This is a genomic window from Nocardiopsis sp. NPDC007018 (genome assembly GCF_040635075.1).
In the GTDB taxonomy this organism is placed as follows: Bacteria; Actinomycetota; Actinomycetes; order Streptosporangiales; family Streptosporangiaceae; genus Nocardiopsis.
In genome coordinates this window covers 1-13,252 of sequence record NZ_JBEYHA010000086.1, presented here as the reverse complement: position 1 = coordinate 13,252, position 13,252 = coordinate 1, and the positions used below count along the sequence as shown (strand labels likewise).

Here is a 13,252-nt window from a genome sequence, read left to right as displayed (position 1 = left end):
CCGGGGCGGTCAGGCGGCCCGGCCGACCGGCCGACCGACCGACCGGCCGACCGGCCAACCGACAGGGAATGCTCGCCGCCTCCGCACGGCACCCGGCCGTACCGGCGGCCGCACACACGCAAGGGGCGGGGTGCGCGCGGCACCCCGCCCCTCGTGCGGATCGCGACCCGAGCCGGGTTCACCCCGGCGCGGCCGCCCGACGCCTAGGCGTCGGCGGTCTCCTTCTCCTCGCCGCCCTCGGCCGGGTTCGCACCCTTGACCGAACGGAGCAGCAGCTGGGAGACGTCGACGACCTCCAGCGACTCCTTGGCCTCACCGGCCGACTTCTTCTCGTTGATCGCGTCGCCGAGCATGACCTGGCAGAACGGGCACGCGGTGGAGACGGTGTCGGGGTTGGTGGTCAGCGCCTCGTCCACACGCTCGGTGTTGATGCGCTTGCCGATCCGCTCCTCCATCCACATGCGCGCGCCGCCCGCGCCGCAGCAGAACCCGCGCTCCTTGTGGCGGTGCATCTCCTGCGTCTTGATGCCGGGCACCTGCGCCATGATGTCGCGCGGGGGCGTGTACACCTTGTTGTGGCGGCCCAGGAAGCACGGGTCGTGGTAGGTGATGTTCTCGTCGATCGAGTTCACCGGGGTGAGCTGCCCCTCCTCGACCAGCTTGGCCAGCAGCTGGCTGTGGTGGATGACCTCGTAGGTGCCACCGAGCTGCGGGTACTCCTTGGCCAGCGTGTTGAAGCAGTGCGGGCAGCTGGCCACGATCTTGGTGACCCCGGCCTCGTTGAGCGTCTCCACGTTCTGCTGGGCCAGCATCTGGAAGACGTACTCCATGCCGAGGCGGCGCGCCGGGTCACCGGTGCAGGCCTCCATACCGCCCAGGACGGCGAACTTCACGCCCGCGATGTCCAGCAGCTCGGCGATGGCCTTGGTGGTCTTCTTGGCGCGGTCCTCCAGGGCGCCGGCGCAGCCGACCCAGAACAGGTACTCGGTGCCCTCGGGGAGCGTGTCCTCGACGACGGGGACCTCGACCGGGTTCTCCTGGGAGGCCAGCTCCTCGATCCAGTCCATGCGCCGGTCCTCGGCCATGCCCCACGGGTTGCCCTTGTTCTCCAGGTTCTTGAGCAGGGTGTTGGCCTCGGACGGGAAGTTCGACTCGACCATGACCTGGTAGCGGCGCATGTCGAGGATGTGGTCGATGTGCTCGATGTCGACCGGGCACTGCTCGACGCACGCACCGCAGTTGGTGCAGGACCACAGCTCGTCGGGGTGGATGACGCCACCCTCCTCCTCGGTGCCGACCAGCGGCTTGTTGAGGAGGGCGAGGACGTCGACGCCCGCGTGGCTGTTGTCGGGCCCCTCGGCGATGGTCTCCTCGGTGATGCCCTTGAGGAGGTAGGGGGCCTTCTCGTAGGTGTGCTTCTGGAGGTCGAGGATGACCTTCTTCGGGGAGAGCGGCTTGCCGGTGTTCCAGGCGGGGCACTGGGACTGGCAGCGACCGCACTCGGTGCAGCTGGTGAAGTCGAGGAGGCCCTTCCAGGTGAAGTCCTCCAGCTTGCCCGCGCCGAACGGGTCCTCGTCCGGGTCGGCCTCCTCGAAGTCGAGGGGCTTGGTGCCGGACTTGTCCATCATCTGCTTGGCGGCGCCGAGGGTCGGGGTGCCGTCGGCGTTGCGCTTGAAGTAGATGTTGAACGGCGCGATGAAGCGGTGCCAGCCGATGCCCATGGTGAGCTTGAAGTACAGGACCGCGAAGAACAGGTAGCTGATGATCAGCTTGAACGCGGCGACCAGGGCGATGGCGGGTTCGGCCACGGCGGCGTCGGTCGGCAGGATCGTTCCGACGGCGTGGGAGATCGGGGTGGCCCAGGTCGGGAACGGGAAGTCGCCGATGGCGACCTTGAGTCCGCGGATCACGAAGATCGAGATCAGCAGGGCCCACAGGTAGGCCTCGACGTAGTACGCCGTCCACGTCTTGGAGTTGTAGAACCGCGAGTCGCGGCCCTTGCGGTGCGGGCCGTTGAGCAGGCGGTAGACCGTCAGGCCGATGATGCTGACGAGGCTGGCTCCGGCGATGATCTCGATGGCCAGGCCGTAGAGGGTCCAGTCGTGGATCAGCGGGAGCTTGAAGTGCGGGTAGAACACCTCGCCCTGGGCCTCGATCACCGTGAAGACCAGCAGCGGGAAGGAGACCATCACGAACCAGTGGGCCACACCGACCCACGGGCGCTTGAGCATCCTCGAGTGTCCGAGGATCTCGATGAGCGTCATCGTGAACCGTTGTCCGAACGGCCCCTTCCGCTCCGGCTCCACCGCTCGGCCCACACCCACGGTTCGCACGATCTGGCGAATGGCCAGACCGAACAAGGTGAACGCGACCACGGCGAAGACCGAGGTGATGATGCCCAGTGTCAAGTACAGAGGGTGCATCGTCCGTGGCCTCCCATCCTGCTTCCGTCACCCGGTGCGCCACACACCGGTGGTCCCTATTGATGTTACTAGCGAGTAATAGCACGGCGGCCACCGACCCGGGCCCCACCGCGCGGCGGGTGCCACCGTAGCCAGTCGCGACGCGCCGCCCCGCACGCGGGTGCGCCCGAGCCGCCGCGGACACACCGCGCACCCCCATCAAAGCGGACCGGCGGCACGACACGGGCCAACCGGACCCCGCGAGGACCCCCGGACGTGTCGCGGCGACCGCCCGCACACCGCCGACCCACCCCAGCGGCGAGCCCGCCGACCGGCCCCAGGACGACCCCGAGCCACCCTGAGCACCCCTGGTTTCCGGGTCAAGGATGTCCCCGAGTTGTCCCGGGGTTCGGCCATTCCCCTCGTGAAAACACCCCTGGTCGGGAACATCCCCGCCTGGCCGCCCGTTGTCAGGTCGTAGGAACTAACTTGAGTCGGGTCGACTCAACTGACTTGACAGCCCCAACCCGACGAAGCAAACTTACGCCTGAACGACTCAACTTTGACGGAGGAAACAACCATGGCACGTGCGGTCGGAATCGACCTCGGTACGACGAACTCGTGTGTCGCGGTCCTTGAGGGTGGCGAGCCGACGGTCATCACCAACGCCGAGGGCTCCCGCACCACCCCCTCGGTCGTGGCCTTCGCCAAGAACGGTGAGGTGCTCGTCGGCGAGGTGGCCAAGCGTCAGGCCGTCACCAACGTCGACCGGACCATCCGCTCGGTGAAGCGTCACATCGGCACCGACTGGTCAGTGCAGATCGACGACAAGAGCTTCAACCCGCAGCAGATCAGCGCCTTCATCCTCCAGAAGCTCAAGCGCGACGCCGAGGCCTACCTGGGCGAGGACGTGACCGACGCGGTCATCACCGTCCCGGCCTACTTCAGCGACTCGCAGCGCCAGGCCACCAAGGAGGCCGGCACGATCGCGGGCCTCAACGTCCTGCGCATCATCAACGAGCCCACCTCGGCCGCGCTCGCCTACCACCTGGAGAAGGAGGACGAGGCGACGATCCTCGTCTACGACCTCGGTGGCGGCACCTTCGACGTCTCCCTGCTGGAGGTCGGTGACGGCGTCGTGGAGGTCAAGGCGACCAACGGCGACAACCACCTCGGCGGCGACGACTGGGACCAGGCGATCGTCGACTGGCTGGTGGAGAAGTTCAAGAACTCCAACGGCGTCGACCTCGCCAAGGACAAGATGGCGCTCCAGCGTCTGCGCGAGGCCGCGGAGAAGGCGAAGATCGAGCTCTCCAGCTCCAGCGAGACGCAGATCAACCTGCCCTACATCACGGCCTCCGCCGAGGGCCCGCTGCACCTGGACGAGAAGCTCACCCGCGCCGAGTTCCAGCGGCTGACCTCCGACCTCGTCGAGCGGACCAAGACCCCGTTCCAGCAGGTCATCAAGGACGCCGGGATCAACCTGGACCAGATCGACCACGTCGTTCTGGTCGGCGGCTCGACCCGTATGCCCGCCATCGCCGAGCTGGTCAAGGAGATGACCGGCGGCCAGGACCCCAACAAGGGCGTCAACCCGGACGAGGTCGTGGCCATCGGCGCCGCGCTCCAGGCCGGTGTGCTCAAGGGCGAGGTCAAGGACGTCCTGCTGCTGGACGTCACCCCGCTCTCCCTGGGCATCGAGACCAAGGGCGGCGTGTTCACCAAGCTCATCGAGCGCAACACGACCATTCCGACCAAGCGCTCCGAGATCTTCACGACGGCCGACGACAACCAGCCGTCCGTGCAGATCCAGGTGTACCAGGGCGAGCGTGACATCGCCCAGTACAACAAGAAGCTGGGTGTCTTCGACCTGACCGGTCTGCCGCCGGCGCCGCGCGGCGTCCCGCAGATCGAGGTCGCCTTCGACATCGACGCCAACGGCATCGTCAGCGTCACCGCGAAGGACCTGGGCACCGGCAAGGAGCAGTCCGTCACCATCTCCGGCGGTTCGGCGATGTCCAAGGACGACATCGACCAGATGGTCCGCGACGCCGAGCAGTACGCCGAGGAGGACCGCAAGCGCCGCGAGGACGCCGAGGTCCGCAACAACGCCGAGTCCCTCGTCTACCAGACCGAGAAGGTCATCAAGGACAACGAGGACAAGGTCCCGGCGGACGTGCGCTCCGAGACCGAGGCCGCGGTGGCCGAGCTCAAGACCGCGCTGGAGGGCACCGACACCGAGGCCATCCGCACCGCGAGCGAGAAGGTCGCGCTGGCCAGCCAGAAGATCGGTTCCGCGATCTACAGCCAGGGCCAGCAGGGTGAGGGCGCCGAGCAGCCCGGCACCGGCAGCGCCGACGCCTCCGCCGAGGACGCCGACGTCGTCGACGCCGAGATCGTCGACGAGGACAACGGCAAGGGCACCCAGGGTTCCTGACCCGCACTGCCCGAGGAGAGCCGAGGAAGGAGGAAGCGTCGGACATGGCGCCGTCGGACAAGAACAACCCCGAGACCGGTGACGAGAACCAGGGTCCGGTGATCCGCAACAACCGCAAGGTCGACCCGGAGACCGGCGAGGTGCGCACGCCCGAGGGCGAGTCCGCCGAGGAGACCAGCGTCTCCGAGGAGGGGCCCGAGGTCGTCGAGGTCGACCTCGAGGACGCCATCGAGGTCCCGGACACCCCGGAGTCGGTGGTGACCGAGGCGATCAACGCGGACGAGCGGGTCATCGAGCTCACCAACGACATCAAGCGGGTGCAGGCGGAGTACGCCAACTACCGCAAGCGTGTCGAGCGCGACCGCGTGGCCGTCCGCGAGGTGGCCACCGCCCAGGTCGTCGGCGAACTCCTGCCGATCCTGGACGACATCGGCCGCGCCCGTGAGCACGACGAGCTCAACGGCGGGTTCAAGGCGGTGGGCGAGGCCCTGGAGGTCACGGCCACCAAGCTGGGCCTGGAGAAGTACGGCGAGCAGGGCGACGAGTTCGACCCGAACGTCCACGAGGCGCTCACCCTGGTCCCGGTCCCGAACATCTCCGTGCAGACGGTGATCGAGGTGTTCCAGCCCGGGTACCGGATGGGTGAGCGGGTCCTGCGCCCCGCCCGCGTGGTGGTGGGCGAGCCGATGGAGGGCGCGGGGGACGACGAGTCCGCCGAGTCCGCCCCTGAGGCCGACACCGCCGACGAGGGCGGCGAGGACAAGAAGTAGGGGTGTGAGCGCCCGTCTCGGGACACGAGCGGGACACGCCCATGGACCCGGCCGTGGCCGACGTGAGAACGTCGGTCACGGCCCCGGGTCGCCCCCGGCACCCCAGCGGTGCGGGGCCACGTGGAAACATCGGACGCAACCGGCACCAGCGGGAGAAGGCACCAGTCGATGAGCACCAAGGACTACCTGGAGAAGGACTACTACAAGGTCCTGGGAGTCTCAAAGACGGCCTCCAAGGACGAGATCAAGTCGTCCTACCGCAAGCTGGCCCGGGAGAACCACCCGGACGCGAACACCGACGACCCCCAGGCCGAGGACCGCTTCAAGGAGATCTCCGAGGCGTACAACGTCCTGTCGGACGAGAAGCGCCGCAAGGAGTACGACGACGCGCGCTCCATGTTCGGCGGGTCGTACCGGCCCGGCGGCGCCGGGCCCGGCGGGTTCGACATGAGCGACATCTTCGGGCAGAGCACCGGCGGTGGGGCCGCGGGCGGCGAGCGCCTGAGCGACCTCTTCGGCGGGCTGTTCGGCAACCGCGGGCGGGGCGGCACGGCCACCCGCAGCAGGCGCGGCGCCGACATCGAGACCGAGACCACTCTGAGCTTCCGCGAGGCCGCGGACGGGGTGACCCGTTCGTTCCAGCTGAGCAGCGAGGCGCCGTGCCCCACCTGTAAGGGCACGGGCGCGCGCGCAGGCACGGCCCCGCGGATGTGCCCCAAGTGCAGCGGCACCGGGCACGACAGCACCAACCTGGGCGGCTTCTCGCTGTCCGAGCCGTGCAGCGAGTGCAAGGGACGCGGCCTCGTGGTCGACGACCCCTGCCCCACCTGCACCGGCAGCGGGCGCGGCAAGAGCACCCGCACCATACAGACCCGTATCCCGGCCGGTGTGACCGACGGCCAGCGCATCCGGATCAAGGGCAAGGGCGCTCCGGGCGAGCACGGCGGCCCCAACGGTGACCTCTACGTCGTCGTCCACGTGAAGGGACACCCCGTGTTCGGCAGGAGCGGCGACAACGTCACCATCACGGTGCCGGTGACCTTCCCCGAGGCGGCCCTGGGCGCTGAGGTCCGGGTCCCGACCCTCAGTGGGTTCCCGGTGACCGTGAAGGTGCCGCCGGGCACCCAGAACGGGCACACGCTGCGGGTGCGCGGCAAGGGCGCCACCCGTAAGGACGGCACCGCGGGCAACATGCTGGTCACCTTCGAGGTGGACGTGCCCAGGACGCTCAGCGGCGACGCCCGCGAGGCCCTGGAGAAGTTCCGTGCGGCCACCTCCGACTACGACCCGCGCGACGGGCTCGAGGCGCGGGCGAAGGGCGCGTGAACAACGTGAACGATCCTGCCTTCGGCGCCGACGCACCGGTCTACGTGATCTCGGTGGCCGCCGAGCTGGCCGGGATGCATCCGCAGACGCTGCGGCAGTACGACCGGCTCGGGATCGTGTCTCCGGGCCGCACGTCGGGGCGAGGGCGCCGGTACTCCATGCGCGACGTGCGGACGCTGCGCGAGGTGCAGCGCCTGTCGCAGGAGGAGGGCATCAACCTCGCCGGGATCAAGCGCATCCTGGAGTTGCAGCACGAGGTGGAGCAGTTGCGTGAGCAGGCGTTCCACCTGGCCAACGAGCTGGAGGCGGCCCGACGGGCGGTGTCCCGGCGGGGCCGTCCGGCCCGCCCCGAGGGCGGGCCGGTGCGCGGGGAGCTGGTGCGCCGCACCCGCGTGACGATCTTCAACACCGCCGAGCCCGACGCCGAGCGGCCCGACCAGGCGCGCCAGGGCGGACCGGGCGGCCAGAGCGCTCCCGGTGGTCAGGGGCCGGGCGGCCAGGGCGGCGGCCAGGGGCGTTCGACCGGCGGTCAGGGCGGCTCGGCCGCCGGGCCGGGCGGCCAGTCCTCTGGTGGCCCGGGTGGCGGTCCGGCCGGTGGCTCGGCTGGTGGCCCGGGCGGGCCCGGCGGTCGGCCCGGCCGGGACGAGACCGGTCAGGGCGGCCCGGGCGGCCCCGGCCAGGGCTGACGGACCGGCTGACGGACCCGGGGGTCTCCGTTCAGGGAGCGGTCCCAGGCGACCCCGCATGGTCACTCTGAGTAACAGACTTTGTGGAAGGGGTAATCGGAATGAACTACAAGCTCACGCGGAAGAGCCAGGAGGCCCTGGCCGCCGCGATCCGTGAGGCCACCGCCGACGGCAGCCCGCAGACCGAGCCGCTGCACCTGCTGAACGCCCTGCTCGACCAGGCCGAGGGTGTCACCCGACCGCTCCTCAAGGAGGTTGGCGCCAGCCCCGACCAGCTCAAGGACAAGGTCGAGGCCGGCATCGGCGCCCTGCCCAAGGCCGCCGGTTCGACGGTCAGTTCACCGTCCTCCTCCCGCCAGCTCATCGTCTCCATCAACACCGCCGCGCAGCGCGCCCAGCAGATGGAGGACGAGTACGTCTCCACCGAGCACCTGCTCGTCGGGCTGGCCACCGACGGCGGCGAGGCCGCCCGGCTGCTCAACGAGGCGGGGGCCGCCCCGGACGCGCTCCTGGAGGCCTTCGAGCGGGTGCGCGGCACCGGCAGGATCACCTCGGAGAACCCCGAGGACACCTTCCAGTCGTTGGAGAAGTTCGGTGTGGACCTCACCGAACGCGCCCGCGAGGGCAAGGTGGACCCGGTCATCGGGCGCGACGGCGAGATCCGCCGCGTCATCCAGGTGCTGAGTCGGCGCACCAAGAACAACCCCGTGCTCATCGGCGAGCCGGGCGTGGGCAAGACCGCCGTGGTGGAGGGGCTGGCCCAGCGCATCGTGGCGGGCGACGTGCCGCAGTCGCTGCTGGGCAAGCGGCTGATCAGCCTCGACCTGTCGGCGATGGTCGCGGGCGCCAAGTACCGGGGCGAGTTCGAGGAACGGCTCAAGGCGGTGCTCGCGGAGATCAAGGAGTCCGAGGGCCAGGTCATCACGTTCATCGACGAGCTGCACACCATGGTGGGCGCGGGCGCGGCCGAGGGCGCCATGGACGCGGGCAACATGCTCAAGCCCATGCTCGCGCGGGGCGAGCTGCGCATGGTCGGCGCCACCACCCTGGACGAGTACCGGGAGAAGATCGAGAAGGACCCGGCGCTGGAGCGCCGGTTCCAGCAGGTCATGGTGGGCGAGCCGTCGGCGACGGACACCATCGCGATCCTGCGCGGACTCAAGGGGCGTTACGAGGCCCACCACAAGGTGCAGATCTCCGACTCCGCGCTGGTGGCGGCGGCGACCCTGTCGGACCGCTACATCACCGCGCGGTTCCTACCGGACAAGGCGATCGACCTCATCGACGAGGCCGCGTCCCGGCTGCGTATGGAGATCGACTCCAGCCCGGTGGAGATCGACGAGCTGCGGCGCACGGTGGACCGGCTCAAGATGGAGGAGATGGCGCTCGACAAGGAGTCGGACCCGGCCAGCCAGCAACGGCTGGAGCGGCTGCGCTCCGACCTGGCCGACCGCCAGGAGCACCTCAACGGTCTGGTGGCCCGCTGGGAGCAGGAGAAGGCGGGGCTGAACCGGGTCGGCGACCTCAAGGGGCAGCTGGACGAGATGCGCACCCGGGCGGAGCTGGCCGAGCGCGAAGGCCGCTTCGAGGAAGCCTCCCGGCTGATGTACGGGGACATCCCGCAGCTGGAGAAGCAGGTGGAGGAGGCCTCCAAGGCGGAGGAGAAGGCCGAGGCCTCCGGCGAGGACACCATGGTCAAGGACGAGGTGGGCGCCGACGAGATCGCCGATGTCGTCTCCTCCTGGACCGGGATTCCGGTGGGACGGCTGATGGAGGGCGAGACCTCCAAGCTGCTGCGCATGGAGGACGAGCTCGGGCAGCGGCTGATCGGCCAGCGGGACGCCGTGCAGGCGGTGTCGGACGCGGTGCGCCGGGCGCGGGCGGGGATCTCCGACCCGGACCGCCCGACGGGTTCCTTCCTGTTCCTCGGTCCGACCGGTGTGGGCAAGACGGAGCTGGCGAAGGCGCTGGCGGAGTTCCTGTTCGACGACGAACGCGCGATCGTGCGCATCGACATGAGCGAGTACTCCGAGAAGCACTCGGTGTCGCGCCTGGTAGGGGCTCCTCCCGGTTACGTGGGGTACGAGGAGGGCGGTCAACTCACCGAGGCGGTGCGGCGGCGGCCGTACACGGTGGTGCTGTTGGACGAGGTGGAGAAGGCGCACCTGGAGGTGTTCGACACCCTGCTCCAGGTGTTGGACGACGGGAGGCTCACGGACGGCCAGGGCCGCCAGGTGGACTTCCGCAACACCATCCTCATCCTCACCTCCAACCTCGGGTCTCCGTTCCTGGTCGACCCGTCGCTGGAGGAGTCGACGCGCAGGGAGCGGGTGATGGACGTCGTGCAGGCCACGTTCAAGCCGGAGTTCCTCAACCGTCTGGACGACGTGATCATGTTCGACGCGTTGTCAACGGAGGACCTGACCCGGATCGTCGACCTCCAGGTGGACAAGCTGGCCCGGCGCCTGGCCGACCGGCAGCTGACCCTGGACGTGACCCCGGCGGCCCGCGAGTGGCTGGCGCTGACGGGATACGACCCGAACTACGGCGCGCGGCCGCTGCGTCGGCTGGTGCAGTCGAGCATCGGTGACCCGCTCGCCCGGGAGTTGCTGTCCGGTGAGCTGACCGAGGGGGATGCCATCCGGGTGGATGTCAACGACTCCCGCGAACGGCTGACGGTGAACACACGCAAGGCGGACGAGGTGGCCCCGGAGGTCTGAGGGGCGCCGGTCAGAGGGGCGTACGGGGGTGGCCGTGGGCGGGGGAACGCGCCCGCGGCCGCTCCTGTGTCAGAGTGAGAGGAAGTAGAGGTAGACGATGAAGCTGAACACCGTGCCGAAGATGATGGAAAGCCAGGCGTAGCCAACGAAGCGGTCCCGGTCCGCTTCGTCGGTCTTGCCGACGGCGACCGAGGCGAAGATGATGCCGAGGACTCCGCCGATCAGGTTGCAGCAGAGGAACGTGAGGATGGCGGCGGCAAGGGCGAGTCCGGGACTGCTCCCGGGGGGCGTGTCAGCCATGGGATTCTCCGGTGCTGGGGGACCTCACTCTGTGAGATGCCCCCGGGCACGCGGTGGTTGAAGCGGATTCGTCGACCTCCGGCGGTTCCGGTGCCGCCGGTCCCGCCGCGCCGGGGCCCGCCCCGCGTGCGCGGAGAGCGGGTCGCAGGCGCGGTCGCCGGATTCGCGCGCACCGGTCCGTCCCCGCGTGCGCGGGCAGCGGGCTCCTGGCTCTCGCCCGAGGACCTCAAGGGCTCCTGGCCCTCGCCCGAGGGGCGCCGGGACGGAACCATCCCCACCGGTCGGGGAGTGCGACACGCGACCCCGCGTTATCCCGTCTCTTCTCGCCAATTCCGGGGGCCGCTGGGAAACCATCGGTATTCGCTGATGACCGCCCGCTCCTTGATCCGAATGTCAGATTCCCTTCCGCGGTTTCAGCAGCCTGAACTCGTTCCCCGAAGGGTCAGTGAACAGATGCCAGGGGCCGTCGATGTCATTTTTCACAGAAAGTGCGCCCGTACTTACCAACAGTCGCAGGGCGTCAGCCTCCCGCTCGTTTTCGCCGAGGCGTAGGGCCAGGCCCATGAGGTTCGGTTCGGCCGCGGGTTTGGGGCCCAGTTCGGCACAGAACTCCAGGCGGACGCCCGGCCCCTGAGGGGGACGCAGCTGCGGCGCGCTCCCCTCGGCGGCGGTCCAGCCGGTGGCGCGAGCCCAGAAGTCCCGGTCGATCCGAGGGCGCGCGGAGTCGACGGGCAGCGACCCCAGGCCGGGGCCCTCCTCCTCATAACGGTCGCCCGGCATCACACAGAACAGGTTTCCCTCGATGTCGGCCAGCACCTCCCACGGCACGTCCCCCTGCCGCACGTCGCGAGGCCGTGCGCCCAGCGAGCACAGGGTGCGAGCCCAGGAGCGGTGATCCTTCCCGCCGTTGAGGTCGAGGTGAAGCCGTGTGATGGCCGTTTCCGGCCGAGGGGCGGCGGAGGTCGGCGCCGGGATGACGCGGAGCGGCAGCCCCGGGGTGGGGAGCAGGTAGCCGTCGGGCGCGACGCTCACGGCCGTCACCCCCAGGGCCTGCGACCAGAAGTCAGCGAGGGCGGAGGGGTCGTCCGCCTGGAGGGTGATCGAGTCCAGGAGCATGGCGTGGAGGGTAGCGCGGGAGTGTGACCCTCGGAGCGGGGCCCGTGCGTCTCCCGGCCGCGCGACGCTGACGGCGCACGCTGGCACTGTGCCGCTCCTCCCCCGCGCCTGCCGTCCGATGGATGCCCATCCCCCTTGCGGCGGTGGTCGATACCTGTTCGGCGGCGGCGCTTCCTCGCAGGCTGGAAGGGTGAACCTTTTCGAAACCGGGGCCCCGGGCACCGGGGCGCTCATCCAAAAGTGCGCCTGAATTCCACCTCGGAGACATGTCTCGATTTGACACATCTGACAACCGGGATTGCCCATGTTCGTGAGGGGAAGTTACTCTGACCGAGTTGAACTGTGATGCCGTCGACTCGTGGAGGTACGCATGTGGGACTGGGTGTAATTCCTGATTCTCGACGACGTGCGGAAACGACGCAGCGGCGCTCGTGAACGCGCAGGTCGACGAGACCGCTTCCCGCACACGTGGGGAGCCCAGCGGCCCTCAGAGCTTTCTGAGGGCCGTTCCGTTTCCCGCGCGCAAGACGGGCTCCTTCGCGACAGCCAGAACGGCGGCACCGTCGTCTGCCCCTCGCCCGAGCGGGGTGTGCGGGGCCCGGCGGGTGTGCCGGGCCCCGCTTGTGGTTGTCGGGTTAGATCGGGATGCCGATGTCGGGGGCCAGGCTCGCTCCGGGGGTTTCCATGGCGGTCTGGCCCAGGAGGAGGACGGTTCCGAGGGCGACGGCGGGCCACCCCCACCAGCGGCGCGGTGCCCGGTGGCGGCCCCGGGTGCGTGCGGTGGGCTGCGGTTCCGTCTCGGTCAGCTCGGTTCGGGCTTCGGTTGCGGCCTGTCGGGCTTCGCGGGCCTTCTGTTCGCGGTGTTGGCGGGCGACCTTGACCCAGTGCGGCACCGGTCCGTGTTGCAGCATGTAGGCAACCCGGGGGTTGCCGTGCATCTGGCGCAGGAGGCGTTCCTGTCGGGCCTGGTGGGTCTCCTCCCAGGGCATCTCCGAGCGGGAAACCTCCGCTTGGGGTGCCTTCGGCGGAACCGGGAGGGCCCGCAGGGGACGCCCGTCCGGTCGGGTGAAGCGGTGGCCTCGGGGTGCGGTCAGGACCGACCGCACCTGAGTACTGACTTGCGCGCCGGTCATCGGGTGCCCCCAGCAGCGGCCAAGGCCGGGAGGGTGAACTCCGCCCAGATGACCGTGCCCAGCCCCTCGCAGAAGGGGAAGTCCAGCACGGGCCGGAACCCCCACTTCGATGCCAGCTCACCGACCATGAGCAGGCCACGGCCGCGTTCGGCCTGCTCCCAGTCCTTGCGGGTGCGCCTGCGCGGAACCCTCGGGAGGGAGCCGGTGGTGTTGGTGCGGGTGCCGTCGTCGATGATCGACACCCTCACCAGCCCCGGGGCAGGAGTCTCCAGGGTGCGGACCACCCTGCCGTCCGGGTCCTGCCCGGAGCGGGAGTGCTCGCAGGCGTTGGCGAACATCTCGCTCACGCACAACACCATCTC

Annotated in this window: 9 protein-coding genes and 1 pseudogene; 5 read left to right on the top strand and 5 right to left on the bottom strand. The window is 69.6% G+C overall.

Annotation, left to right across the window (positions count from 1 at the left end):
• Positions 1-203: 203 nt before the first annotated feature.
• On the bottom strand, positions 204-2,423 hold the full coding sequence (locus tag ABZ635_RS26295; RefSeq protein WP_357769831.1) for a (Fe-S)-binding protein: 2,220 nt from the start codon (positions 2,421-2,423) through the stop codon (positions 204-206).
• A 559-nt stretch (positions 2,424-2,982) separates the two neighbouring features.
• Here ABZ635_RS26295 and dnaK point away from each other — a divergent pair.
• From dnaK to clpB, 5 genes and pseudogenes are all read left to right on the top strand, one after another.
• On the top strand, positions 2,983-4,839 hold the full coding sequence (gene dnaK / locus ABZ635_RS26290; protein WP_357769829.1) for a molecular chaperone DnaK: 1,857 nt from the start codon (positions 2,983-2,985) through the stop codon (positions 4,837-4,839).
• 44 nt (positions 4,840-4,883) lie between these two features.
• The gene (gene grpE / locus ABZ635_RS26285) at positions 4,884-5,609 is read left to right on the top strand and encodes a nucleotide exchange factor GrpE (protein WP_357769827.1); all 726 of its coding nucleotides are present in this window, start codon (positions 4,884-4,886) and stop codon (positions 5,607-5,609) included.
• A gap of 168 nt (positions 5,610-5,777) precedes the next feature.
• Complete coding sequence (dnaJ, locus tag ABZ635_RS26280; RefSeq protein WP_357769825.1) at positions 5,778-6,935, top strand: molecular chaperone DnaJ; 1,158 nt, start codon at positions 5,778-5,780, stop codon at positions 6,933-6,935.
• Positions 6,932-7,351: pseudogene (locus ABZ635_RS26275) on the top strand (helix-turn-helix transcriptional regulator); the annotation flags it as partial. The gene dnaJ and the pseudogene ABZ635_RS26275, both read left to right, overlap by 4 nt.
• 371 nt (positions 7,352-7,722) lie before the next feature.
• Complete coding sequence (gene clpB, locus ABZ635_RS26270) at positions 7,723-10,341, top strand: ATP-dependent chaperone ClpB (RefSeq protein ID WP_357769823.1); 2,619 nt, start codon at positions 7,723-7,725, stop codon at positions 10,339-10,341.
• A gap of 69 nt (positions 10,342-10,410) precedes the next feature.
• On the opposite strand, the gene ABZ635_RS26265 is transcribed toward clpB, so the two are convergent.
• The 4 genes from ABZ635_RS26265 to ABZ635_RS26250 all read right to left on the bottom strand — a co-directional run.
• A complete protein-coding gene (locus ABZ635_RS26265) occupies positions 10,411-10,641 on the bottom strand; it encodes a hypothetical protein (protein ID WP_357769822.1) in 231 nt (76 codons plus the stop codon).
• Between the two features lie 393 nt (positions 10,642-11,034).
• A complete protein-coding gene (locus tag ABZ635_RS26260; RefSeq protein WP_357769821.1) occupies positions 11,035-11,757 on the bottom strand; it encodes a VOC family protein in 723 nt (240 codons plus the stop codon).
• A 635-nt stretch (positions 11,758-12,392) separates the two neighbouring features.
• Entirely contained in the window at positions 12,393-12,746 is a 354-nt protein-coding gene (locus ABZ635_RS26255; RefSeq protein WP_357769819.1) for a hypothetical protein, read from the bottom strand.
• A 140-nt stretch (positions 12,747-12,886) separates the two neighbouring features.
• A partial coding sequence (locus tag ABZ635_RS26250) for an ATP-binding protein (protein WP_357769817.1) occupies positions 12,887-13,252 on the bottom strand: 366 nt, incomplete at its 5' end.